Annotated in this window: 23 protein-coding genes; 14 read left to right on the forward strand and 9 right to left on the reverse strand. The window is 71.5% G+C overall.

Annotated elements, in window-relative coordinates:
- Nucleotides 1–28: 28 nt before the first annotated feature.
- Entirely contained in the window at nucleotides 29–3,121 is a 3,093-nt protein-coding gene (locus tag ACGFYU_RS23950) for an NACHT domain-containing protein (RefSeq protein ID WP_393829348.1), read from the reverse strand.
- Nucleotides 3,122–3,235: 114 nt separating this feature from the next.
- Between ACGFYU_RS23950 and ACGFYU_RS23955 the strand changes: the two genes are divergently transcribed.
- From ACGFYU_RS23955 to ACGFYU_RS23965, 3 genes are all read left to right on the forward strand, one after another.
- A complete protein-coding gene (locus ACGFYU_RS23955; protein ID WP_393829349.1) occupies nucleotides 3,236–4,168 on the forward strand; it encodes a sterol desaturase family protein in 933 nt (310 codons plus the stop codon).
- Nucleotides 4,169–4,238: 70 nt separating this feature from the next.
- On the forward strand, nucleotides 4,239–4,928 hold the full coding sequence (locus ACGFYU_RS23960; protein ID WP_393829350.1) for a lysoplasmalogenase: 690 nt from the start codon (nucleotides 4,239–4,241) through the stop codon (nucleotides 4,926–4,928).
- A 50-nt stretch (nucleotides 4,929–4,978) separates the two neighbouring features.
- The gene (locus tag ACGFYU_RS23965) at nucleotides 4,979–6,022 is read left to right on the forward strand and encodes a zinc-dependent alcohol dehydrogenase family protein (protein ID WP_393829351.1); all 1,044 of its coding nucleotides are present in this window, start codon (nucleotides 4,979–4,981) and stop codon (nucleotides 6,020–6,022) included.
- A gap of 77 nt (nucleotides 6,023–6,099) precedes the next feature.
- On the opposite strand, the gene ACGFYU_RS23970 is transcribed toward ACGFYU_RS23965, so the two are convergent.
- Nucleotides 6,100–7,644: a S8 family serine peptidase gene (locus ACGFYU_RS23970; protein ID WP_393829352.1), complete on the reverse strand. Its 1,545-nt coding sequence runs from the start codon at nucleotides 7,642–7,644 to the stop codon at nucleotides 6,100–6,102.
- Between the two features lie 257 nt (nucleotides 7,645–7,901).
- Between ACGFYU_RS23970 and ACGFYU_RS23975 the strand changes: the two genes are divergently transcribed.
- The 3 genes from ACGFYU_RS23975 (at nucleotide 7,902) to moaA (ending at nucleotide 11,059) form a co-directional block, all read left to right on the forward strand.
- A complete protein-coding gene (locus tag ACGFYU_RS23975; RefSeq protein WP_393829353.1) occupies nucleotides 7,902–8,267 on the forward strand; it encodes a DUF485 domain-containing protein in 366 nt (121 codons plus the stop codon).
- The gene (locus ACGFYU_RS23980; RefSeq protein WP_393829354.1) at nucleotides 8,264–9,892 is read left to right on the forward strand and encodes a cation acetate symporter; all 1,629 of its coding nucleotides are present in this window, start codon (nucleotides 8,264–8,266) and stop codon (nucleotides 9,890–9,892) included. Before ACGFYU_RS23975 ends, ACGFYU_RS23980 begins: the two co-directional genes overlap by 4 nt.
- Nucleotides 9,893–10,069: 177 nt before the next feature.
- On the forward strand, nucleotides 10,070–11,059 hold the full coding sequence (gene moaA / locus ACGFYU_RS23985) for a GTP 3',8-cyclase MoaA (RefSeq protein WP_393829355.1): 990 nt from the start codon (nucleotides 10,070–10,072) through the stop codon (nucleotides 11,057–11,059).
- Nucleotides 11,060–11,074: 15 nt separating this feature from the next.
- Here the strand turns inward: moaA and ACGFYU_RS23990 are convergent, their stop codons facing one another.
- Nucleotides 11,075–11,308, reverse strand: a complete 234-nt coding sequence (locus ACGFYU_RS23990; protein WP_393829356.1) for a hypothetical protein — start codon at nucleotides 11,306–11,308, stop codon at nucleotides 11,075–11,077.
- A 146-nt stretch (nucleotides 11,309–11,454) separates the two neighbouring features.
- Complete coding sequence (locus ACGFYU_RS23995; protein WP_393829378.1) at nucleotides 11,455–11,733, reverse strand: DUF3099 domain-containing protein; 279 nt, start codon at nucleotides 11,731–11,733, stop codon at nucleotides 11,455–11,457.
- A 241-nt stretch (nucleotides 11,734–11,974) separates the two neighbouring features.
- Between ACGFYU_RS23995 and ACGFYU_RS24000 the strand changes: the two genes are divergently transcribed.
- Entirely contained in the window at nucleotides 11,975–12,253 is a 279-nt protein-coding gene (locus ACGFYU_RS24000) for a GlsB/YeaQ/YmgE family stress response membrane protein (RefSeq protein ID WP_393829357.1), read from the forward strand.
- Nucleotides 12,254–12,357: 104 nt separating this feature from the next.
- Here the strand turns inward: ACGFYU_RS24000 and tyrS are convergent, their stop codons facing one another.
- From tyrS to ACGFYU_RS24015, 3 genes are all read right to left on the reverse strand, one after another.
- Complete coding sequence (tyrS, locus tag ACGFYU_RS24005; RefSeq protein ID WP_393829358.1) at nucleotides 12,358–13,626, reverse strand: tyrosine--tRNA ligase; 1,269 nt, start codon at nucleotides 13,624–13,626, stop codon at nucleotides 12,358–12,360.
- 51 nt (nucleotides 13,627–13,677) lie between these two features.
- Complete coding sequence (locus ACGFYU_RS24010; RefSeq protein WP_393829359.1) at nucleotides 13,678–15,066, reverse strand: metallopeptidase TldD-related protein; 1,389 nt, start codon at nucleotides 15,064–15,066, stop codon at nucleotides 13,678–13,680.
- Between the two features lie 88 nt (nucleotides 15,067–15,154).
- Nucleotides 15,155–16,678, reverse strand: a complete 1,524-nt coding sequence (locus tag ACGFYU_RS24015; protein WP_393829360.1) for a TldD/PmbA family protein — start codon at nucleotides 16,676–16,678, stop codon at nucleotides 15,155–15,157.
- 184 nt (nucleotides 16,679–16,862) lie between these two features.
- Between ACGFYU_RS24015 and fabG the strand changes: the two genes are divergently transcribed.
- The 3 genes from fabG to ACGFYU_RS24030 all read left to right on the forward strand — a co-directional run bounded on the left by fabG (nucleotide 16,863) and on the right by ACGFYU_RS24030 (nucleotide 19,004).
- Nucleotides 16,863–17,582, forward strand: coding sequence for a 3-oxoacyl-[acyl-carrier-protein] reductase (gene fabG, locus ACGFYU_RS24020; protein ID WP_393829361.1), 720 nt, complete (start codon nucleotides 16,863–16,865; stop codon nucleotides 17,580–17,582).
- Between the two features lie 5 nt (nucleotides 17,583–17,587).
- A complete protein-coding gene (gene fabI / locus ACGFYU_RS24025) occupies nucleotides 17,588–18,358 on the forward strand; it encodes an enoyl-ACP reductase FabI (protein WP_007263356.1) in 771 nt (256 codons plus the stop codon).
- A gap of 214 nt (nucleotides 18,359–18,572) precedes the next feature.
- The gene (locus ACGFYU_RS24030; RefSeq protein WP_393829362.1) at nucleotides 18,573–19,004 is read left to right on the forward strand and encodes a hypothetical protein; all 432 of its coding nucleotides are present in this window, start codon (nucleotides 18,573–18,575) and stop codon (nucleotides 19,002–19,004) included.
- A gap of 7 nt (nucleotides 19,005–19,011) precedes the next feature.
- Here ACGFYU_RS24030 and ACGFYU_RS24035 read toward each other — a convergent pair whose 3' ends face one another.
- Nucleotides 19,012–19,689: a FadR/GntR family transcriptional regulator gene (locus tag ACGFYU_RS24035; protein ID WP_393829379.1), complete on the reverse strand. Its 678-nt coding sequence runs from the start codon at nucleotides 19,687–19,689 to the stop codon at nucleotides 19,012–19,014.
- Nucleotides 19,690–19,758: 69 nt separating this feature from the next.
- Between ACGFYU_RS24035 and ACGFYU_RS24040 the strand changes: the two genes are divergently transcribed.
- The 4 genes from ACGFYU_RS24040 (at nucleotide 19,759) to ACGFYU_RS24055 (ending at nucleotide 22,214) form a co-directional block, all read left to right on the forward strand.
- Nucleotides 19,759–21,093, forward strand: coding sequence for a CynX/NimT family MFS transporter (locus tag ACGFYU_RS24040; RefSeq protein ID WP_393829363.1), 1,335 nt, complete (start codon nucleotides 19,759–19,761; stop codon nucleotides 21,091–21,093).
- 5 nt (nucleotides 21,094–21,098) lie between these two features.
- Nucleotides 21,099–21,218, forward strand: a complete 120-nt coding sequence (locus tag ACGFYU_RS24045; protein ID WP_393829364.1) for an SGM_5486 family transporter-associated protein — start codon at nucleotides 21,099–21,101, stop codon at nucleotides 21,216–21,218.
- A 158-nt stretch (nucleotides 21,219–21,376) separates the two neighbouring features.
- Complete coding sequence (locus tag ACGFYU_RS24050; RefSeq protein WP_393829365.1) at nucleotides 21,377–21,601, forward strand: hypothetical protein; 225 nt, start codon at nucleotides 21,377–21,379, stop codon at nucleotides 21,599–21,601.
- A 91-nt stretch (nucleotides 21,602–21,692) separates the two neighbouring features.
- Nucleotides 21,693–22,214, forward strand: coding sequence for a SixA phosphatase family protein (locus tag ACGFYU_RS24055; RefSeq protein ID WP_393829366.1), 522 nt, complete (start codon nucleotides 21,693–21,695; stop codon nucleotides 22,212–22,214).
- 70 nt (nucleotides 22,215–22,284) lie between these two features.
- Here ACGFYU_RS24055 and serB read toward each other — a convergent pair whose 3' ends face one another.
- Complete coding sequence (gene serB, locus ACGFYU_RS24060) at nucleotides 22,285–23,484, reverse strand: phosphoserine phosphatase SerB (protein ID WP_393829367.1); 1,200 nt, start codon at nucleotides 23,482–23,484, stop codon at nucleotides 22,285–22,287.
- Between the last annotated feature and the right edge of the window lie 425 nt (nucleotides 23,485–23,909).

Here is a 23,909-nt window from a genome sequence, read left to right on the forward strand (position 1 = left end):
GACCGGCTCCCGCCGGGGCGGCGCCCTCCTAGTGGAACAGGAGCCGCTCTGGCGGGAACGACTCGGCACCGCGTACGTAGGTGCCCCCGTAGACGCGGACGGTGAGGTCAGGACGTTCGGCGAGGGGCGCGAGGTCCACCGTGCCGCAGGCGCTGAGGGAGAGCGTCTTCAGGTCGTCCAGCCGCGCGAGGCTCTCACCCGTCCCCTCGGCCAGCCGGCAGTCGCTGAAGAATATGCTCCGCAGCCGGGGGAAGCGCAGCACGTCGTCGGCCTTCAGGTCGTGGCAGTGGATCAACTGCAGGTACGTGAGGTCCGGAGCCGCTGTCAGGACTTGCAGTTCCGCTGCTTGCCGGTTCCCGGTGACACTGAGGGACGTCAGGCCGGGCCAGCGTTCCAGCCCGTCGAGGGACGTGGACTCGGTGCCCTCGTACAGCCACAACCCGGTGAGCCGGGTCAGTCCGGGGAGTTCACCCACCGACCGGAAGTGCCCGGTCGAACCGAGCCCCACCGTGATCAGCTCCGGAAGTCTGTCCAGCACCTTCAGGGAAGCGTTGCCACTGCCGGCCAGGAAGAGGCTCGTCAGTGGCAGGCCCGCCAATGGAGCAAGGTCCCGCACTGCGGGGCACTCGCTCAAGCTGAGGTGTTCCAGCTCTCGCAGGGCCGTCAGGGGGCCGACGTCGGACAGCTCGGGCGAGGCCAACACGTACAGCATCTGCAGGCTGTTCCGGGCGGCCACTTCGGGAGGGATCTCGGACACGCCGAACAGCCGCAGCCGCCGGAACTCGCCGAGGCGCGCCAGACAGGCCAGTTGATCCGGGGTGCGTACGGACAGCAGTGCCTGCTCCGCCGATACGTCGGAGAGGACCTGGTCGGCATAGGTCTCGGTGTCGAAGTGGCCCCAGGCGTCGTCCAGTTCGGAAAGGGGCTCAGCCCGGGTGTCATTGCGGAACCGGCGGATCAGCGCCAGCGCTCGGTCACCTCCCACCAAGGCTGCGGTCCGGATGGTTGCCGCCGCGCCCAGAACGCTGAGATCGTCTCCGGGGCCCGGGAGCAGGTCCAGGACGAGTTCACCCGCCTTGGCCAGTTCCGTCGCCTCGGACGGTGCTCGCGGCGGCAGCAGCTCGGCGGTGCGGGACTGGATCTCGCTGCGCAGGGACGGGTCCAGTTCCGGGGCGTGTTCGAGGCAGGCGGCGGCCAGCAGGGTCAGGCGGTTGCGGGCGCTCTTGACCTTGTCCGCACGCTTGAGCAGCCCCCGCAGGATGCGGGTCCGCTCGTCCGGACGCGCGTGGCCCACGGCCATGCGTACCACGTCGTCCCAGGTGTCGTCCTGGGCGTTCTTCACCAGCACGCCGAAGTCCCGTGACTCCACCGCCGCCTTGGCGCCGAGGTAGTCCTGGAAGGTGCGGTGCACGAAGTCCACCGAGCCCTTCACCGGCTCGCGCAGCAGACCGCTGCGGATCAGCAGGTGCGCGAACACCTGCTCGGCGTCCCCTTGCTCGCGTACCTGCGGCATCGCGTCGAGCCATACCGCCACCAGCTCGACGGCCTCGTCCCGGCCCGCCTCGACCTGGCCATTGCGGATCAACCAGTACGCGAACCGCTGCAGCAGCAGAATCTGCTCGTCCCGGGTGAGGTAGACCCCCTCGACCCCGCTGATCTCCCGCTCGATGTCCCGTCGGACCAGCAGCATGTCCAGAGCCGCGTCGTACAGCTCCTTGCGCGCCCGGGGGAGCCGCATGCGGCGGTCCCGGTTCAGGGCGCAGAGCAGTGCGCACATCAGGGGGTTGGTGGCCAGCCGGCCCAGGTCGCGGCGGGCCGACACGGCCTCCAGCAGCGAGACCTCGTAGGCGTCGAGGTCCTCGCCCGCCGGGCCGTGCTCCGCCCGTGCCGCCCGGTGCCAGTGGGCGATGAACGCCACCACGTCCGCGCGCTCCATCGGCAGCAGCGAGTGCGGGGTGAAGCCCAGCCCGGCGAGCCAGTCCTCCGGGACGGCCGACGGGCGGGTCGTCACCACGTACCGGGCCTTGGGGAAGGCCGAGACGAGCGAACGCAGCCAGGCCTCCGTACGACCGCGCAACCGTTGCGGGACCTCGTCCACCCCGTCGACCAGCACCAGCGCCCGGCCGCCGAGCATCAGGTCCTCGACCCAGCCGGCCGGCGCCGACAGCGGCACGCCCGACGCCTTGAGGAACTCCTCCGGCAGCGGCAGGGCCTCAGCCGTGGTGAACGAGCGCAGGCGCAGCACGAACGGCACGCACGCGCTCCACGGGCCGCCCGTCTGCCGGGCCGCATTGACGGCGAGCCACTGCAGAAGGGTGCTCTTGCCCGAGCCCGCCGGGCCGCGCAGCAGCACCCGGTTCGCCGCGCCGAGCGCGTGCTCCGCCTTGGCGGTGCTCTGGTGCATGCCCGGCTCGCCCGGCAGCAGCAGCTGCTGCTGCTCTCCGCTGACCGTGAGGCTGATGTAGGCGACGTCCAGCGGCCACTCCTCCCGGGCCCGCCCGGTGGTCACCCCGTACAGTTGGAGCCGGCCATGGGTCTCGGCGACGTAGCGCGCGTACCGCTCCTCGAAGGCATACGCCGCCCCGTCCGAGCGGTCCTGCAGCCGGTCCAGCGAACGGGCCAGCTCGCCGGTCCGCCGCACCAGTTCCACATCCGCCCGGGCCCCGAACCCCGGCAGGGTCGTCGCGTACTCCACCGCGTGCGCGCAGCAGAGGCCCACCAGCCGCCGGTAGGCGGCGTCCGCCGGAGCGCTCAGGCCCGCCGGCGGGGTGTGGGCCAGGACCGACCCGGTCAGGGTCGCCGGGTCCAGGTCCGCGGCGAAGAGGGCCTCCGCGTCCAGGGCGCCGAGCCCGGCGAAGGCGTCGACCACCGCGTCCAGCGCCGCCTGCCGCTCGTGGTCCGGCAGGTCCGCGCAGACCGGGCCCATGCGGTCGGCCAGGGCCTGCGCCAGCCGGCGGATCTCCGGCCCGCCCAGTTCCGCCGGTGGTTTGTGCCAGCGCGGCACCGGACTGGCCGAATCCGCCGTCAGGCCCGCCCCCGGCGCCCGCGCCAGGAGGGACTTCACCAGAGCCCCCGCAGCAGTGCCCGCAACCCGTAAGACAGCCGTCTCCAAGCCCGTCATCCCCCACCTTCCCCTCGGCTCGGACACTATCGCGCGAACCGCCGGTAACCCCGATGGATACCGATCGGTAACAACCCCTAGCGGCACCCCTGAAGCCGCCTCTATGGTGCGGACATGCCGAACCTGCCCGATGTCGTGCTGTGGTCCATACCCGCCTTCGTACTGCTCACCGTCATTGAGATCGTCAGCTACCGGCTCCATCCCGACGAGGACGCCGCCGGCTACGACACCAAGGACGCGGCCACGAGCATCACCATGGGGCTCGGCAGCATCGGCTTCGACCTGCTCTGGAAGCTCCCGGTCGTCGCGGTCTTCACCACGGTCTACGAACTCACCCCGCTGCGGGTGCCGTTCCTGTGGTGGACCGCCCTGCTGATGCTGCTCGTCCAGGACTTCCTCTACTACTGGCAGCACCGGCTCCACCACGTCATCCGCATCCTGTGGGCCTGCCACGTGGTCCACCACAGCAGCCGGCGGTTCAACCTCACCACCGCCCTGCGCCAGCCCTGGACCAGCGCGACCACCTGGTGGTTCTACCTGCCGATGGTCGCCCTCGGGGTGCACCCGGCCGCGATCCCCTTCTGCTACGGCATCAACCTCCTCTACCAGTTCTGGGTGCACACCGAGCGGATCGGGAAGCTGCCGAGGCCTTACGAGTACGTCTTCAACACCCCCTCCCACCACCGGGTCCACCACGCCTCCCAGGGCGGCTACCTGGACCGCAACTTCGGCGGGATCCTGATCGTCTGGGACCGGATGTTCGGCTCCTGGGTGGGGGAGACGGAGCGGCCCGTCTACGGGCTCACCAAGAACATCGGCACCTACAACCCGCTGCGCGTGGCCACCCACGAGTACGCCGCCATCGCCCGCGACGTCCGCGCCGCCGACAACTGGCGCGAGCGCGCCGGCCGCGTCTTCCGCGGCCCCGGCTGGCAACCCGTGCCCTCCCGGGCCGGGCAGCAGACCCAGACCCCGGCCCCGGTCGCGGCTTCGGCCGCGGTTGTCGCTGCCGAGGGCCGGTCCTCCGGACGGGAGGCCGGCGCGTGAGCGTCACCGAGTTCCGCGCGTCCTCCCGGACCCGCCCCGCGCCCGCTCCCGCCGGTCCGGAGCGTGCCGCGTGAGCGCCGCAGGGTCTCCGGGGCGCCAGGGCCCCTCCTGGGCCGCCGACCAGGCCCCGGCCGACGGCCGGGACCGCCTCGCCCGGGCCGCCCTCACGGGCTTCGCCCTGGCCACCGCCGTCGACCTCGGCTCGCTGCTCGCCCACTGGCACCTCGGCCACGTCCTCGCCAAGCCGCTGCTGATGCCGCTGCTCGTCGCGTACGTGATCACGCGCGGCGGGCCCCGCCTGCTGGTGGCCGCCCTGCTCTTCGGCTGGGGCGGGGACCTCGCCCTGCTCTTCGACGCCGAGCCCGCCTTCCTCCTCGGCATGGGCTCCTTCGCCGCCGGGCACGTCTGCTACCTGGTCCTCTTCGGCCGGCGCACCACGAACCCGCTGCTCGGAGGCGCGTACGGACTCGCCCTCATCGGGACCGTCGCCCTGCTCTGGGCGGACCTGCCGGCCGATCTGCGGATCCCCGTCGCCGGATACAGCCTGCTGCTCACCGCCATGGCCTACCGCTCCAGCGCCCTCGGCCGCACCGCCGGGATCGGCGGGGCGCTGTTCCTGCTCTCCGACACCCTCATCGCCACCGGTGTCGCCGAGTGGCCCCAGCTGCCGCGCCCCGACTTCTGGATCATGGTCACCTACATCGCCGCCCAGTACCTGCTGACCACCGGCACGCTCACCCGCGAGGCAGGCGTACGGTAGGGGAGGTCTTACAAGACTCAACCATCCCCGAGCCGGAGGACTGCACCACCATGCGCGCCACCGTCATCCACGCCCCGCACGACATCCGCGTGGAGGAGGTGCCCGACGCTGCGATCCAGCGACCCGAGGACGCCGTCGTCCGCGTCCTGCGTGCCTGTATCTGCGGCAGCGACCTGTGGGCCTACCGCGGCGAGGCCGAGCGGCAGCCCGGCCAGCGCATCGGCCACGAGTTCCTCGGCATCGTCGAGGAGACCGGCTCCGCCGTGTCGGGCCTCAACGCCGGTGACCTCGTCGTCGCCCCCTTCATGTGGTCCGACGGCACCTGCGACTACTGCTCCGAGGGCCTGTACACCTCCTGCGTACACGGCGGCTTCTGGGGCTCGGTCGGCCACGACGGCGGCCAGGGCGAGGCCGTCCGCGTCCCGCACGCCGACGGCACGCTCGTGAAGCTGCCCGCCGCGGCCGCCTCCGACGACCACCTGCTGACCGGGCTGCTCGCGCTCTCCGACGTGATGGGCACCGGCCACCACGCCGCCCTGGGCGCCGGCGTGCGCAAGGGCTCCACCGTCGCCGTCGTGGGCGACGGCGCGGTCGGCCTGTGCGGCGTCCTCGCCGCCAAGCGCCTCGGCGCCGACCGGATCATCGCGCTGGGCCGCCACAGCGCCCGTACGGACATCGCCAAGCTCTTCGGGGCCACCGACGTCGTCGCCGAGCGCGGCGAGGCCGCCGAGACGGCCGTCCGCGAGCTGACCGGCGGCCAGGGCGCGCACGCCGTCATCGAGGCGGTCGGCACCGAGCAGTCCATGCGTACCGCCGTGAACATCACCCGCGACGGCGGCGCCATCGGCTACGTCGGTGTCCCGCACGGCAGCGGCACCGGACTCGACCTCGGCGTCATGTTCGACCGCAACATCACCCTGCGCGGCGGCGTGGCCCCGGTCCGCGCCTACATCCCGGAGCTGCTGGAGGACGTGCTGAGCGGCGCGATCGACCCGGCTCCCGTCTTCGACCGGGCCGTGTCCCTGGACGAGGTCCCGGACGGCTACCGCGCGATGGACGACCGCAGCGCGCTCAAGGTGCTGATCAAGCCCTGACCCGGTGAACGGACGAACGGGCCGGGCGGGGTGTTCCCCGCCCGGCCCGTTCGCGTGTCGGCCGACTGCTCGGGCGACTACTTGACGGCCTTCAGCGCGTCGACCACGCCGTAGCCGTAGTAGCCCGTCTGGCCCCACTTGCCCGCGCAGGTGGTCGCGTTGATCAGCGCGCCGGTGTTGTCGTATATCTGCGCCGGGCAGGCCGTCTTCGTGGCCTGGCCCTTGAGCATCGCCTGGATCTGCGACGGGGTGGCTCCCGGGTGCGCGCTCTTGAGCAGGGCCGCGACGCCCGCGACGTGCGGGGCGGCCATCGAGGTGCCCTGCTTGTAGCCGTAGCCGCCGCCCGGCACGGTCGACAGCACGCGGCCGTTGGCGTCCGGCGTGGCCGGGATCTGCCACTTGTCGCCACCGGGGGCGGCGACGTCCACGACCCCGAGGCCGTAGCTGGAGTAGTACGACCGGAAGCCCTTGTCACCGGTCGCCGACACCGTGACCACGCCCGGGAGCTGGGTGGGCAGGTCCAGGCAGACCTTCGGGTCGATGGTGCGCGGCACCGGGGTGGCGTCGTCCGGGCTGGTGTCGTCCGTGAGGGAGTCGGCGGCCAGGTCCTGGTTGGAGTTGCCCGCCGAGGCCACGTTGAGCACGCCCTTGCGCTCGGCGTACTTGCTGGCCCGGCCGATGGCCTCCACCAGCGCCTTCTGGTCGTCGTCCGTCTTGCAGTTGAAGAGCCAGGGGTCGACGTAGTAGCTGTTGTTGGTCACCTCGATCCCCTTCTCGGCGGCGAACATGAAGCCGCAGACGACCGCCTCGGTGAAGAAGAGGCTGGTGCCGGGCTCGCTCACCTTGATCGCGGCCACCTTCACGCCGGGCGCCACACCGCTGACGCCGACGCCGTTGCGCGGGGCCGCGATGGTGCCGGCCACGTGCGTGCCGTGGTCGCTGCCGTCCGGGTACGGGCGCCAGGCGCCCTCGGTGGTGTCAGCGACACCGCCCACGCAGTTGGCCGACTGCTCCTTGGAGAAGTTCGCGGCGAGATCCGGGTGGGTGTCGTCGACACCCGTGTCGATGACGCCCACCGTGACGTTCCGGCTGCCATCGTTGATCTTGTGAGCCTGATCGGCCTTGATCGTCCGCAGGTCCCACTGGTTGGGCTCCAGCGGCTCCTGACCCTCCTGCGCCGTCGCCGCCGCCTTGGCGGCGTCCGCCTCGCTCAGCCGCTGCGTGGAACCCTCCTCGGTGGTCTGCACCGTCTGGAGGGGGGCCGTACGGGTGGCGCCCACCGACACGAAGAGGCCGCGCTGCGTCCGCAGCTGCTTGGCGAAGTCCGGGTTCTGGGAATGTGCGACGACGACCCCGATCTGATCGTAGGACGTCACCACCGTTCCACCGGCGCGCTCGATGGCCTTCTTCGCCTGCTTCACCGTCCCGTACGCGGTCAGGTTCGCCACGTACGACAGCTTGGGGCCGGTGGTGTCGGCCTTCGAGGCCGTGGCCGCGTCCGCCGTGTTGCCGAGCGGGGCGGCGGAGGCCGACACCGAGGGCAGGAAGGCGAGCGATGCGGTGAGCACCAGGCCGACCGGAACGGCGAGAGCACGCCGGCGGCCGGATCCCAGATGAGCCATGGGTTCTCCAGATCATCCTTGAAAAAGCCGTCCGGTCGCGGTCACGACGGACGGGTTCATGACAAGGGAACCTAGCGCCGCTGTTCCCTTCCGCGCCATCAGTTCGAGACATCAGTTTCCAAACAATCAGTGGGTGTTGAACCGTCCCGACACGCCGTCCGTGCCGTTGACAGGGGGGATCAGCACCACCGTCCCCCCACACGGAGGTTGTTTTGTCCGTCGTCCCCACCGCACCCGCGTCACAAGGAGAGCCCCCCGTGACCACCGAAGCAGCGCCGCCGCCGGGCGGCGCGGGAACGCCCCTGGCGGGCCCCACGGCCGAAGAGTTCGGACACGTCCAGCAGAGCGCGGAGTTCGCCGAACTGCGCAGCTCCTACCGCTCCTTCGCCTTCCCACTCACCGTGGCCTTCATCGCCTGGTACCTGCTCTACGTCCTGCTGTCCAACTACGCGGGCGGCTTCATGGGGACGAAGCTCTTCGGCAACATCAACGTCGCGCTCGTCCTCGGCCTCGCCCAGTTCGCGACGACCTTCCTGATCGCCTGGTGGTACTCCCGGCACGCCGCCGCCGAGCTCGACCCGAAGGCGTCGGCCATCAAGCAGCGGATGGAGGCCGGAGAGTGAGCGCCGCGCTCCCCCTGACGACGGTCGCCGCGGGCGCCACCGAACACCGTCCGCTGATCATCACCCTCTTCGGGCTGTTCGTCGTCGCCACCCTGATCATCACGGTCTGGGCCGGCCGCCAGACCAAGGACGCCGCCGACTTCTACGCCGGTGGCCGCCAGTTCACCGGCTTCCAGAACGGCCTGGCCATCTCCGGCGACTACATGTCCGCCGCGTCCTTCCTCGGCATCGCCGGAGCCATCTCCCTCTTCGGCTACGACGGCTTCCTCTACTCCATCGGCTTCCTCGTCGCCTGGCTGGTCGCCCTGCTGCTCGTCGCCGAGCCGCTGCGCAACTCCGGCCGCTACACGATGGGCGACGTCCTCGCGTACCGGATGCGCCAGCGGCCCGTCCGTACCGCCGCCGGCACCTCCACCATCGTGGTCTCGATCTTCTACCTGCTCGCCCAGATGGCCGGCGCGGGCGTACTCGTCTCGCTGCTCCTGGGCATCACCAGCGACGGCGGCAAGGTCGCCGTCGTCGCGCTGGTCGGCGTCCTGATGATCGTCTACGTGACCATCGGCGGCATGAAGGGCACCACCTGGGTCCAGATGATCAAGGCCGTGCTGCTGATCGCGGGCGCCCTGCTGATCACCTTCCTGGTGCTGCTGAAGTTCAACTTCAACATCTCCGCCCTGCTGGGGCAGGCCGCCGAGAACAGCGGACAGGGCGCCAAGTTCCTGGAGCCGGGGATGAAGTACGGCAAGGACTCGCTCACCAAGCTGGACTTCATCTCGCTGGGCCTCGCCCTGGTCCTCGGCACCGCGGGCCTGCCCCACATCCTGATCCGCTTCTACACGGTCCCCACCGCCAAGGCCGCCCGCAAGTCCGTGAACTGGGCCATCGGCATCATCGGGGCCTTCTACCTGATGACCATCGCCCTCGGCTTCGGCGCCGCCGCCCTGCTCAAGCGGGCCGACATCCTGGCCTCCAACAAGGCCGGCAACACCGCCGCCCCGCTGCTCGCCCAGGAGATCGGCGGCGGCGCGGGCTCCACCGGCGGTGCGATCCTGCTCGCGGTGATCTCCGCGGTGGCCTTCGCCACCATCCTCGCGGTGGTCGCGGGCCTGACCCTGGCCTCCTCCTCGTCCTTCGCGCACGACATCTACGTCAACGTCATCCGCAGGGGCAAGGCCACCGAGCAGGAGGAGGTGCGCGCCGCCCGCTGGTCGACCGTGGTCATCGGCGCCGTCGCCATCTTCCTGGGCGCCCTGGCCCGCGACATGAACGTCGCCGGCCTCGTCGCGCTCGCCTTCGCCGTCGCCGCCTCCGCCAACCTGCCGACGATCCTGTACAGCCTCTTCTGGAAGCGCTTCACCACCCAGGGCGCGCTGTGGTCCATCTACGGTGGTCTGATCGCGGCGGTCGGCCTTGTGCTCTTCTCGCCGGTCGTCTCCGGCAAGCCGACCTCGATGTTCAAGGACGCCGACTTCTACTGGTTCCCGCTGGAGAACCCGGGCATCATCTCCATCCCGCTCGGCTTCCTCCTCGGATGGCTGGGAACCGTCCTGTCCAAGGAAGAGGCGGACCCGGAGAAGTTCGCCGAGCTGGAGGTCCGCTCCCTCACCGGAACAGGGGCGCACTGAGATCGTCCGAATACCGAGCGTGGCCGCGTCGTAGTTCCCTACGACGCGGCCACGTAACGTCTCGTTCATTCGGGCACCTCTGGACGACACACGCGTCGCGTAATCTCGAAATAGAACGCGTGAGGTAGATCCAATCTCGCGCGTACCTCTACTTCCGGACAGGGGAGGGGGCCCACAGTGCTTCTCGACACCTACGGCCGCGTGGCCACTGACCTGCGCGTCTCGCTCACCGACCGGTGCAATCTGCGCTGTACGTACTGCATGCCCGAGGAGGGACTGCAGTGGCTCGGGAAGTCGGACCTGCTCAGTGACGACGAAATCGTCCGGCTGATCCGCATCGCCGTCACGCAGCTGGGGATCACCGAGGTGCGCTTCACCGGCGGCGAGCCGCTGCTCCGCCCCGGCCTGGTCGGGATCGTCGAGCGGTGCGCGGCCCTGGAGCCCCGCCCCAAGATGTCGCTGACCACCAACGGCATCGGCCTCAAGCGCACCGCGCAGGCCCTGAAGGCCGCCGGCCTGGACCGGGTGAACGTCTCCCTGGACACCCTGCGGCCCGAGGTGTTCAAGACCCTTACCCGCCGTGACCGGCACAAGGACGTCATCGACGGCATGGCGGCGGCCCGCGATGCCGGCCTGACCCCCGTCAAGGTCAACGCCGTGCTGATGCCGGGGCTGAACGACGACGAGGCCCCCGACCTGCTGGCCTGGGCCGTGGAGAACGAGTACGAGCTCCGCTTCATCGAGCAGATGCCCCTCGATGCCCAGCACGGCTGGAAGCGCGACGGCATGATCACCGCCGGGGACATCCTCCAGTCCCTGCGCACCCGCTTCACGCTCACCGAGGAAGGCGCCGAGGAGCGCGGCTCCGCCCCGGCCGAGCGCTGGGTGGTCGACGGCGGCCCGGCCACCGTCGGAGTCATCGCCTCGGTCACCCGCCCGTTCTGCGGCGCCTGCGACCGTACCCGGCTCACGGCCGACGGCCAGGTCCGTACGTGCCTGTTCGCCACCGAGGAGTCCGACCTGCGCTCCGCCCTGCGCTCGGGCGCCCCGGACGAGGAGATCGCCCGGCTGTGGAAGCTGGCGATGTGGGGCAAGAAGGCGGGGTCCGGCCTCGACGACCCGTCCTTCCTCCAGCCCGACCGCCCCATGTCGGCGATCGGCGGCTAGACCCCGGCTCGGCCGCTAACGCTCCGAGCCCTCCGGCTGCACCCACTCGTCGAGCTTCACGACGTCCTTGAGGAAACCGCGGACCCCCAGGAACTGGGAGAGGTGTTCGCGGTGCTCCTCGCACGCCAGCCACGTCTTGCGCCGCTCCGGCGTGTGCAGCTTCGGGTTGTTCCACGCCAGGACCCATACGGCCGCGTCGCGGCAGCCCTTGGCGGAACAGGTGGGGGTTTCGGTATCGGGGGAGGTCACGCCTCAACCCTACAAACCGCCGGAACGGAAAGGCGACGCCGGGCAGCCACGGGGGGAGCTGCCCGGCGTCGGTCCGTCGCTCCGACGGGGGATGCGGAGCGCGTAGGCAGTATGTCACGCAGGACCCGGTGCGGTGCACCGGAACTTCATGATTGATCTGAGCTTTTCTTGAGGTTTCCCGAGTCCAGCGCCGGCCGGACGGGAGCCGGGATGAAGTTCGAGGGCAGCGAGGGGGCCGACTCGCGCCCCGCGTTCGCGATGACCACGGCGACGTAGGGGAGCAGGGCGCCGGCGATCAGCGTCACGATCGCCACCGGCCGCTGCACGTTCCACAAGACCACGGTCGCGATGACCGACAGGGTTCTGATGGCCATCGAGACCACGTAGCGGCGCTGGCGGCCCCGTACGTCCTCGGCGAGACCCATCCGCGCCCCGGTGATCCGGAAGACCTCGGCCCCGTTCCGTTTCTGCCGCTTCGTCCGCTCCACGCTCCACCACCCGATCAGCCGCCGGACACTCCCCGGCCCGGACCCTCCCACGGTACGCCGCCGCCCCGGCCGCGAGGAGAGGGGGTGTCCCTCGAATGGAGCTGCCCGAAATGCGCCGTACGTGCCACGCGTCGAGACTGGGCCCACATGCGCACAACGCGCCACGAGGAGGCTCGACATGCAATGGTTGTGGGCGATCATCGTCGGTTTCGTGCTGGGCCTGATAGCCCGGGCCATCCTGCCGGGCAAGCAGCACCAGCCCCTGTGGCTGACCACCCTCTTCGGCATCGCCGGCGCCATCCTCGGCAACGCCGTCTCGCGCTGGATCGGCGTCGAGGACACCCGGGGCATCGACTGGATCCGGCACTTGCTGCAGCTTGCCGGAGCGGTCCTCGTCGTCGGTGTCGGCGACATGGTCTACGGAGCGCTCCGCGGCGGCAGGAAGCAGATGACGTAGCGGCCCCGACCCGGGGCACGGCGGAGGGGCCGGCCGGACAATGGCGTCCGACCGGCCCCTTCGCCGTGCTTCCTTGTGCCCCGCGAGGCATCAGGCGTCAGGTGTCAGGCGCTGGTGACCTCGACCGCGGCCAGGTTCTTCTTGCCCCGGCGCAGCACCAGCCAGCGGCCGTGCAGCAGGTCCCCCTTGGCGGGGACCGCGTCCTCGGCCGTGACCTTCACGTTGTTCACGTAGGCCCCGCCCTCCTTCACGGTCCGGCGCCCGGCCGACTTGCTCGCGACCAGGCCGGTCTCGGCGAACAGGTCCACGACCAGGCCGAGCTCCGCCACCTGGGCGTGCGGCAGCTCGGACAGGGCCGCGGCCAGCGTGGCCTCGTCCAGGTCCGCCAGCTCGCCCTGGCCGAACAGCGCCTTCGACGCGGCGATCACGGCGGCGCACTGGTCGGCGCCGTGCACCAGCGTCGTCAGCTCCTCCGCCAGCGCCCGCTGCGCGGCGCGCGCCTGCGGACGCTCGGCGGTCTGCGCCTCCAGCTCCTCCAGCTCCTCACGGGACTTGAAGGACAGGATCCGCATGTAGGTGGAGATGTCCCGGTCGTCCACGTTCAGCCAGAACTGGTAGAACGCGTACGGGGTCGTCATCTCCGGGTCGAGCCAGACGGCGCCGCTCTCGGACTTGCCGAACTTGGTGCCGTCCGCCTTGACCATCAGCGGCGTCGCCAGCGCGTGCACGACCGCGCCCGGCTCCAGACGGTGGATCAGGTCGAGACCGGCCGTCAGGTTGCCCCACTGGTCGGAGCCGCCCTGCTGGAGCACGCAGCCGTGGCGCCGGTACAGCTCCAGGAAGTCCATGCCCTGCAGGATCTGGTAGCTGAACTCGGTGTAGCTGATGCCCTGGTCGGAGTCGAGCCGCTTGGCGACCGAGTCCTTCGTCAGCATCTTGTTGACGCGGAAGTGCTTGCCGATGTCCCGGAGGAACTCGATGGCGGACATGCCCGCCGTCCAGTCCAGGTTGTTCACCATGACCGCCGCGTTCTCGCCCTCGAAGGACAGGAACGGCTCGATCTGCGTGCGCAGCCGCGTCACCCAGTTCGCGATGGTCTCCGGGTCGTGCAGGGTCCGCTCCGCGGTCGGCCGCGGGTCACCGATCTGCCCGGTCGCCCCGCCGACCAGCGCCAGCGGCCGGTTCCCGGCCAGCTGGAGCCGCCGCACGGTGAGCACCTGGACCAGGTGCCCCACGTGCAGCGAGGCGGCCGTCGGGTCGAAGCCGCAATAGAACGTGACAGGACCGTCCGCGAACGCCTTGCGCAGCGCTTCTTCGTCGGTGGACTGGGCGAACAGCCCGCGCCACTTCAGTTCGTCGACGATGTCCGTCACGGTCTCTCGACTCCTTTGATGTCTGGAATTGCCAAGGTCAGTCTAGGTGGGTCAGACGCCCTTGCTGACCGAACTCATGTTGAAATCCGGGATACGCAGCGCCGGCATCGCGGCCCTGGTGAACCAGTCGCCCCACTCGCGCGGCAGGGTCTTCTCGGTCCGGCCCGCCTCGGTGGCCCGCGACAGCAGGTCCACCGGGGACTCGTTGAACCGGAAGTTGTTGACCTGGCCCGTGACCTGCCCGTTCTCCACCAGGTACACGCCGTCCCGGGTCAGGCCCGTGAGCAGCAGGGTGGCCGGGTCGACCTCGCGGATGTACCAGAGGCAGGTCAGCAGCAGCCCCCGCTCGGTGGCGGCCACCATCTCCTCCAGCGACTTGTCGCCGCCGCCTTCCAGGATCAGGTTCCCGAACGCGGGGGAGAGCGGCAGCTCGGTCAGCGCGGCGGTGTGCCGGGTCGTGGTCAGCCGGGCCAGCTCGCCGTCCCGGATCCACTCGGTCGCCGGGACCGGCAGGCCGTTGTCGAACACCGAGGCGTCGTCCCCCGAGCTGTGCGCGACCACGAACGGAGCCGACTCCAGCCCCGGCGCGTTCGGGTCGCTGCGCAGGGTCAGCGGCAGCTCGGAGAGCTTCTCGCCGAGCCGGGTGCCGCCGCCGGGCTTGGAGAAGACCGTCCGGCCCTCCACCGCGTCCCGCGCCGCCGCCGACCACATCTGGTAGATCAGCAGGTCGGCCACGGCCGTGGGCGGCAGAATCGTCTCGTACCGTCCGGCGGGCAGCTCGACGCGCCGCTCCGCCCAGCCCAGGCGGACGGCGAGCTCCGCGTCCAGAACGGTCGGGTCCACGTCCTTGAAGTCCCGGGTGGCGCGGCCGGCCCAGGCCGAGCGCTGCATGTCGGGGCTCTTGGCGTTGAGCTCCAGGGTGCCCTTGGGCTGGTCGTGGCGCAGCCGCAGGCCCGTGGAGGTGCCGACGTACGTGGACACCAGCTCGTGGTTGGCGAACCCGTACAGCTCCCGGCCGCCCGCCCGCGCCCGGGCGAAGGCCTCGCCGAGGGCCGGGGCGAAGTCCGCGAACACCGCCGAGGAGGTCTCGGCCGGGGCGTCGGCGAAGTCCGGCGACACCGGGGTCCCGGTCACCAGCGGCTGGGCGTCCTCGGCCGGACCCGCCCCGCGCGCGGCCGCCTCGGCGGCACGCACCAGCGGCTCCAGGTCCTCCACGGTGACGGCGGAGCGCGAGACGACCCCCGAGGCCGTCCCCTCCCTGCCGTCGACCGTCGCGATGACGGTCAGGGTCCGGCCGCGGGTCACGCCGTTCGTCGTCAGGGCGTTGCCCGCCCAGCGCAGATTGGCCGTCGACTCCTCGTCGGCGATGACGACACAGCCGTCGGCGGTGGACAGCTCCAGCGCCCGCTCGACGATCTCGTGGGGCTTCGTACGGCTCATCGGCCGGCCTCCTGCGTGGTGTTCAGACTGTGCTGTTCCGGGGGACAACCCCCGGACCCCCGGCAGATCCCGTGCTGACGGTCACCGCTCATCGGCCGGCCTCCTGCGTGGTGTTCAGGATGTTCACGTCGCGGAACAGCGCGGACGGGCAGCCGTGCGAGACCGCCGCGACCTGGCCCGGCTGGGCCTTGCCGCAGTTGAAGGCGCCGCCCAGGACGTAGGTCTGCGGACCGCCGACCTTCTCCATCGAGCCCCAGAAGTCGGTGGTCGTGGCCTGGTACGCGACATCGCGCAGCTGCCCGGCCAGCCGGCCGTTCTCGATCCGGAAGAACCGCTGCCCGGTGAACTGGAAGTTGTAGCGCTGCATGTCGATCGACCAGGAGCGGTCGCCGACCACGTAGATCCCGCGCTCCACCCCTCCGATCAGGTCCTCGGTGGACAGCCCGCCCGGATCCGGCTGCAGCGACACGTTCGCCATGCGCTGCACGGGCACGTGCCCGGGGGAGTCGGCGTAGGCGCAGCCGTTGGAGCGCCCGAGTCCGGTCAGCTTCGCGATCCGCCGGTCCAGCTGGTAGCCGACCAGGGTGCCGTCCTTGACCAGGTCCCAGCTCTGCGCCTCGACGCCCTCGTCGTCGAAGCCGATCGTGGCCAGCCCGTGCTCGGCGGTGCGGTCACCCGTCACGTTCATGATCGAGGAGCCGTACCGGAGCTTGCCCAGCTGGTCGAAGGTGGCGAAGGAGGTCCCCGCGTACGCCGCCTCGTAGCCCAGCGCCCGGTCCAGCTCGGTGGCGTGGCCGATGGACTCGTGGATGGTCAGCCACAGGTTGGACGGGTCCACCACCAGGTCGTAGCGACCCGCCTCCACGCTCGGTGCCCGCATCTTCTCGTCGAGCAGCTCGGGGATCTGCTCCAGCTCGGAGTTCCAGTCCCAGCCGGTGCCGGTCAGGTACTCCCAGCCGCGCCCGGCGGGCGGGGCGATGGTGCGCATCGAGTCGAACTCGCCGGTGACCTCGTTCACGGCGACCGCCGTGAGCTGCGGGTGGATCCGCACCCGCTGCTGCGTGGTCGTGGTGCCCGCGGTGTCGGCGTAGAACTTGTTCTCGTGGACGGCGAGCAGCGAGGCGTCCACGTGCGTGACCGCGTCGGCCGCCAGCAGCCGCGTGCTCCAGTCGGCGAGCAGCGCCGCCTTCTCCGTGTCCGGCACGTCGAAGGGGTTCACGTCGTAGGCGGAGATCCAGGTGCGGTCCGCGTGCACCGGCTCCTCGGCCAGCTCCACCCGCTCGTCGGAACCGGCCGCCTTGATCACCTGCGCCGACAGCTTCGCCATGGCCACGGCCTGCGAGGCCACCCGGGCGGCGGCGTCCATGGTCAGGTCCACGCCGGAGGCGAAGCCCCAGCTGCCCCCGTGCACCACCCGGACCGCGTACCCGAGGTCGGTGGTGTCGGACCCGCCGGAGGGCTTGGCGTCGCGCAGCCGCCAAGAGGCGCTGCGGATCCGCTCCAGCCGGAAATCGGCATGCTCGGCGCCCAGCGCGCGCGCCCGTGCGAGCGCCGCGTCGGCGAGCGCCCGCAAGGGGAGCGCGGTGAAAGCCGCGTCGATGGAATGGGGCACGGAAGTCCTCCCGGGGTCGGGGCCGGTCGCCCCGATCATGTCGCGCTCGGGGCCCTTGTGCCTACATCTTTCTGTAGGGACTCGACAGAGCCCGTCGCAAGGCCCTGTCGGAGGTCGATTCTCCGTACGACGGGTGCGGCCTATAGGTTTTCGGTATTCAGACCGCTAGCGAAAGGGTGATCCGTTGAGCCGCTCGGTTCTCGTCACCGGAGGTAACCGGGGCATCGGCCTCGCCATCGCCCGAGCCTTCGCGGAGGCCGGCGACAAGGTCGCGATCACGTACCGGTCGGGTGAGCCGCCCGCGGAGCTCACCGCGCTCGGCGTCCTGGCGGTCCGTTGCGACATCACGGACTCCGAGCAGGTGGAGCAGGCCTACAAGCAGATCGAGGACACGCACGGCGCGGTCGAGGTGCTCGTGGCCAACGCCGGCATCACCAAGGACACGCTGCTGATGCGCATGTCCGAGGAGGACTTCGCCTCGGTCGTCGACACCAACCTCACCGGCACCTTCCGGGTGGTCAAGCGCGCGAACCGCGGCATGCTCCGCGCCAAGAAGGGCCGCGTCGTCCTGATCTCCTCGGTCGTCGGCCTGCTGGGCTCGGCGGGCCAGGCCAACTACGCCGCCTCCAAGGCCGCGCTGGTCGGCTTCGCCCGCTCCCTCGCCCGCGAGCTGGGCTCCCGCAACATCACCTTCAACGTGGTCGCGCCCGGGTTCGTCGACACGGACATGACTAAGGTGCTCACCGACGAGCAGCGCGCGGGCATCGTGGGCCAGGTGCCGCTCGGCCGCTACGCGCAGCCCGAGGAGATCGCGGCAGCCGTGAGCTTCCTGGCGTCCGACGACGCCGCGTACATCACAGGAGCCGTCATTCCCGTTGACGGCGGATTGGGCATGGGTCACTGATCACCATGAGCGGAATTCTCGAGGGCAAGCGCATCCTCATCACCGGTGTGCTGATGGAGTCGTCCATCGCTTTCCACACCGCCAGGCTGGCCCAGGAGCAGGGTGCCGAGGTCATCCTCACCGCGTGGCCGCGCCCGTCGCTGACCGAGCGCATCGCCAAGAAGCTGCCCAAGCCGGTCAAGGTGATCGAGCTCGACGTCACCAACGACGAGCACCTGGCCCGCCTGGAGGGCCTCGTCCGCGACGAGCTCGGCGGCCTCGACGGCGTCGTGCACTCCATCGGCTTCGCGCCGCAGGACGCCCTCGGCGGCAACTTCCTGAACACCCCGTTCGAGTCGGTCGCCACCGCCATGCACGTCTCGGCGTTCTCGCTGAAGTCGCTGACCATGGCCTGCAAGCCGCTCTTCCCGGCGGAGGGCGCGGCCGTCGTCGGCCTGACCTTCGACGCGCAGTTCGCCTGGCCGCAGTACGACTGGATGGGCCCGGCCAAGGCCGCGCTGGAGGCCACCAGCCGCTACCTCGCCCGTGACCTGGGCAAGGAGAACATCCGCTGCAACCTGGTCTCGGCCGGTCCGCTCGGCTCGATGGCCGCCAAGTCCATCCCGGGCTTCTCCGACCTGGCGGACACCTGGAACCACCGCTCCATGCTGGAGTGGGACATGAGCGACCCGGAGCCGACGGGCCGCGGTGTCGTGGCCCTGCTGTCGGACTGGTTCCCCAAGACCACCGGCGAGATCGTCCACGTGGACGGCGGCCTGCACGCCATGGGCGCCTGACGGCCCCTGGCGTCCGTACGCACGGCGGCGGCCGCGCTTCCCTTCCGGGAGGCGCGGCCGCCGCCGTTTTCGCGAGTAAGGGAGAAGCCGCGGCGGCGCGTTCGATCGTATGTTCACCGGCCGACCGGATCTTCCCGAGTCGAAAACCGGGACAGATGCCTGCAAACTGGCCGAGTCGGGATCTTCCCGGCTCCTGCGGGGAGGAGGTACGGGAGTGCGCGCGAGGCCGAGCCGAGCGGTATCACTGCTGGTCACCTCGGTGATCCTGACGGGACTCATGGTCCCGGGGGCGGCCGCCCGGCCCGCGGTCGGCGAGCCGGCTCCCGGCCCCGAGGCGGGGTCCCCAGCCGTCGTCGACCTCGCGGAGATCCCCGTCGAGCCACCCGTACAGCCCGCGCGCCCCGCCCCGCAGGAGCTCTTCGGCGCGGACTGCGACATCGAGATCAACGGCTCGTCGGTGACGGCGCACTGCCACAACGGCTACCCGGAGACCGACCTCGTGCGTCTGCACGTCGAGTGCGACCGCTGGTGGGACGTGGACGGCGACGGCGCCCCCGTGGCCGTCGGCCCCGCCGGGCGCATCGAGCTCGCCAGCCGCTGCTGGAAGGAGGTCCGCTCGGCCTGGGTCAGCCACCAGCGTCCGTGAGCGGGACCTACCGCGCGTCCCGGCCGAGACAGGCGAACGGATAGCCCGCCGCCTCCGACGCGGCCGCGTCCCCGTCCCCCCGCCGGATCGCCTCGATCAGCCGGGCGTGGTCCAGATGCGCGGCCGGGTCCAGCTCCGTGCCCACGTCCGTGCGCAGCCAGTCCGCCACCAGGTCGCCGAGGTCCGCGTACAGCTCGATCAGCACGTCGTTGTGCGAGGCCGTCACCACGGCCATGTGCAGGCTCACGTCCGCCGCGACGAACAGCTCCGCGTCCCCGCTCGCCCAGGCCTCCTCGCGCCGCGCCAGCAGCGCGTCCAGCTGTACGAGGTCCCGCTCGGTCCGCCGCTCCGCCGCGAGGCGCGCCGCGGAGGACTCCAGCGTCGAGCGCAGCTCCGCGATGTGCCGGGGCTCGGCCCCCGCGAAGCGGCGGTGCATGACCCCGGCCAGCTCGCTGGTGGCGAGGACGTATGTGCCCGAGCCCTGGCGGATGTCGAGCAGGCCGTTGTGCGCCAGCGCCCGTACGGCCTCGCGCACGGTGTTGCGGGCGACGCCGAGCAGCTCCACCAGCTCCGGCTCGGTGGGGATGCGGGCGCCGACCGGCCACTCGCCGGAGGTGATCTGGTTGCGCAGCTGGGCGATCACCTGATCGACGAGCGCGGAGCGCCGGGGCGAGGTCAGCGGCATGGGGTCCTCTCGGATGCGGGCACTGCCGGTACTGGACAACCAATCATCCCATGATTCTATGATGGTTGAATGTCCGACGAAGAAATCCAGACCCTCGACCGACCCGCCGGGGGCCACAAGCCCGCCCGGCAGGCCGCCGAACAGCCCTCCCCGCAGGCCACCGGCGAGGCCGCGCCCGCCGCCCCCACCCTGCGGGCGACGCCGCAGCCGGCCTGGCTCGGCCCGGTCCTCATCGTCGGCATCGTGCTCGCCGCCCTCAACCTGCGGCCCGCCATCACCAGCCTCGGCGCCCTCTTCGAGGAGGCCCGCACCGGCCTCGGCATGAGCGGCACCGTCGCCGGACTGATCACCTCCGTGCCCGCCCTCTGCTTCGCCGTCTTCGGCGTCACAGCGCCCCGGCTCTCCCGCCGCTTCGGCCCCGCCGCCGTCGTCTGCGCCGGCATGGCCGCCGTCGCCTCCGGGCTGCTGATCCGCCCCTTCACGCACAACGCCGCCGGATTCCTCGCCGCCAGCGCCCTGTCCCTGGCGGGCATAGCCCTGACCAACGTGCTGCTCCCGGTGATCGTCAAGCGCTACTTCCCGGACCGCGTCGGCACCATGACCGGCCTGTACTCCATGGCGCTGGCCGCCGGCACCTCGCTCGCCGCCGCCGCCACCGTCCCGCTGACCGACGCCCTCGGCGGCAGCTGGCGCACCGGCCTGCTGATCTGGGCCGTGCTCGCGCTGGTCGCCGTACCGCCCTGGCTGCCCGTCGCCGCCGTGAGCCGCCGCGAGAAGGCCGCCGCACCCGCCGCCGTGCGCGAGAGCGCCGGGCCGTCCGTCGTCCGCAGCCGCACCGCCTGGGCCCTGGCCTGCTACTTCGGCCTCCAGGCCACCGGCGCGTACATCACCATGGGCTGGCTCCCGCAGATCTTCCGCGACGCCGGGGTCTCCGCCTCCACCGCCGGCGTGCTGCTCGCCGTCACCATGGTCATGGGCGTCCCGCTCGCCTTCGTCATCCCCGGCCTCGCCGGCCGGATGCGCAACCAGGGCCCCATCGCCGTCACCCTCGGCCTCTTCGGCCTCGCCGGCTACCTCGGGCTCTACTTCGCCCCGGCCGCCGGCGCGTGGGCCTGGGCGCTCCTGCTCGGCGTCTCCAACTGCGCCTTCCCCCTCGTCATCACGATGATCGGCCTGCGCGCCAAGTCCCCGGCCGGCGTCGTCAAGCTCTCCGCCTTCGCCCAGAGCACCGGCTACCTCATCTCCATCCCCGGCCCCCTCCTCATCGGCACCCTCTACCAGCACAGCGGCGGCTGGGACCTGCCCCTCGCCCTGATGGCCGGACTGCTCGTCCCGCAGATCTGCCTGGGCGTCCTGGCCGGCCGGGACCGCACGATCGAGGACGAATGCGGCATGCGAGACTGATCGGCATGTCGCCCGTACTCGAACCGAACCCGCAGAACGGCCACAAGAAGCTCGGCCTCGTGCTCGGCGGGATGCTCCTCGTGACCGTGATCATCGCCGTGATCGCTACGCTCGCCTCCCCGTGACGCGGACCCCCCCGGGGGGTGGGTAGGGCTAACCCCACCAACCCCTAGGGGGCCAGGCTCAGGGTGAACTGGGGTGCGCCCCGGATGGGGACCGCTGCCTCGGATCCATAGATTCGAAGACAGCGAGCCAGCCCACCCGCACACCCACGGAGGCGGCCATGTCGGCCCCCACGCACACCCGGTCCCTCCCGACCCGCCCCGGCCCCGCCGCCCGGGCGGGCGCCGCCGAAGCCCGCCTGCACTGGTGGGCCCTGGCCCTGCCCGCCCTCGCCTTCGGCCTCCTCCTGCTGCTCCTCGCCGGATCCGGCGAGGCCCACGCCGAGTCCGGAGAGGCCTCCGGGCTGCTCCACGTCACCCAGCAGTTCCTGCGCGCCGTGGGCTGAGCGCCCGCGTGCGCCGGGGTGCGTCACACCGGCGGGTGCGGCCTCTCAACACCCTGCGCCCCGTGGCCCGTTTCATGCGAAGCTGGGAGCCATGAGCGCCGACACACCCCGCAGGATCGCCCTCCTCCGGCACGCCAAGGCCGACTGGCCCCAGGTCTCCGACCACGACCGCCCGCTGGCGGAGCGCGGCCGCAAGGACGCGCCGGCCGTCGGTCTGAAGCTCGCCGAAACCGGCATCGCCTTCGACCTGGCCCTCTGTTCCACCGCCGCCCGCACGCGCGAGACATGGAAGCTCGCTGTCCAGGAGCTGCCGCACCGGCCGAAGACCTCGTACGAGGAGCGGCTCTACGACGCCTCGCTGGGCGAGCTCATCGCCCTGCTGAACGAGACCTCCGACGAGGTCGACAACCTCCTCGTCATCGGCCACAACCCCGGGATGCACGCCCTGGCCGACGCCCTCGCCGGGCGCGCCGAGGGGGACACGCTGGCGCGGATGACCCGTACCGGATTCCCGACCGCGGCCCTCGCCGTCGTCTCCTTCAACGGTTCGTGGAAGTCCCTGGAGCACGGTGTGGGCACGCTGCTCGACTTCTGGACCCCCAAGGAGCACTGACCGGCGGTACGCAGCCGTACGCGTGAGCGGGACCCGGCAGCCGGGTCCCGCTCACGCGATGTCGTACCAATCAGGCGAGGTCGGCGGCCTCGATCTCCTCGCGGGTGATCCCGAGCAGGTAGAGCACCGCGTCCAGGAAGGGCACGTTCACCGCCGTGTGCGCGGCCTCGCGGACCACCGGCTTGGCGTTGAAGGCCACGCCGAGGCCGGCCGCGTTCAGCATGTCCAGGTCGTTGGCGCCGTCGCCGATCGCCACCGTCTGGGACAGCGGTACGTCGGCCTCCGCGGCGAACCGGCGCAGCAGCCGGGCCTTGCCCGCCCGGTCCACGATCTCGCCGGTGACCCGGCCCGTCAGCTTCCCGTCGACGATCTCCAGGGTGTTGGCGGAGGCGAAGTCCAGCCCCAGCCGCTCCCGGAGGTCGTCCGTCACCTGGGTGAAGCCACCGGAGACCACACCCACCTGGTAGCCGAGCCGCTTGAGCGTGCGGATCAGGGTCCGGGCACCCGGGGTCAGCTGCACCTCGGCCCGCACCTTGTCCACGACCGAGGCGTCCAGGCCGGCCAGCAGCGCCACGCGGGCGTGCAGCGACTGCTCGAAGTCCAGCTCGCCGCGCATGGCGCGCTCGGTGACCTCGGCGACCTCGGCCTCGCAGCCGGCGTGCGCGGCGAAGAGCTCGATGACCTCGTCCTGGATCAGGGTCGAGTCCACGTCCATGACCACCAGCCGCTGGGCGCGGCGGTGCAGCCCGGCCGAGACCACGGCCACGTCGACGCCGATGTGCGAGGCGGCGGTGGCCAGCGCGGTGCGCAGCGGCTCGGTCTCCACGCCGGAGACGGCGAACTCCACCGCCGTCACCGGGTACTTGGCGAGCCGGAAGATACGGTCGATGTTGCCGCCGGTCGCGGTGATCCGGGCGGCGATGGCGGCCGTGGACTCGGCGGTGAGGGGGTGCCCGAGCACGGTGACGTGGGAACGGCCACTGCCGCGGGGCCGGTTGTCACCGGTACCGGAGAGGATCTCGGCCTGCAGCTTCAGCGACTCGGCCCAGCTGTGGACGGTGGCCCGCAGCTCGCCCTCGGAGCCGGTGGTGGGCTTGGTGACGAGGGCGCACAGGACGATGCGGCCACGGGTGACGACCTGCTCGATGTCGACGACGTCGACGGAGTAGGCGGCGAGGGTGTCGAACAGCCCGGCGGTGATCCCGGGACGGTCCTTGCCGAAGATCTTGACGAGGAGGGTGGGGACGTCGGAGGTCTGCGATGCGCTCATGGTCCCCTCACCGTATCTTCCCCACCCCCGGACCAGGACCCCTGTCCCACCTCTTGAACGCGTGGCCCTTCTTGACGCCGGACTTTGTCCGTCGATGCCGGGGCGGGCGGGGGCTGGTGCGGTTGCTGTGGGGGCCGGGGGCCGGGGGCCGGGGGCCGGGGGCCGGGGGGTCGGAGGCGGGGGCCGGGGGCGGGGCCGGAGGTGGGGCCGCGGGACGGGGGCCGGGCGCAGGGGGTCGGAGGCGGGGCCGGGGGTGGGGCCGGAGGCCGGGGGGTCGGAGGTGGGGCCGGGGGCCAGGCGCAGGGGGCCAGGGGGTCGGAGGCGGGGGCCGGGGGGTGGGGCCGGGAGCCGGGAGCCGGGGGCAGGGGGTCGGAGGCGGGGGTGGGGTCCGGTGGGCGGGGGTGCGGGCGGGGCGTTTTGGTCGC

This window comes from Streptomyces sp. NPDC048337 (assembly GCF_043201175.1).
GTDB lineage: Bacteria > Actinomycetota > Actinomycetes > Streptomycetales > Streptomycetaceae > Streptomyces.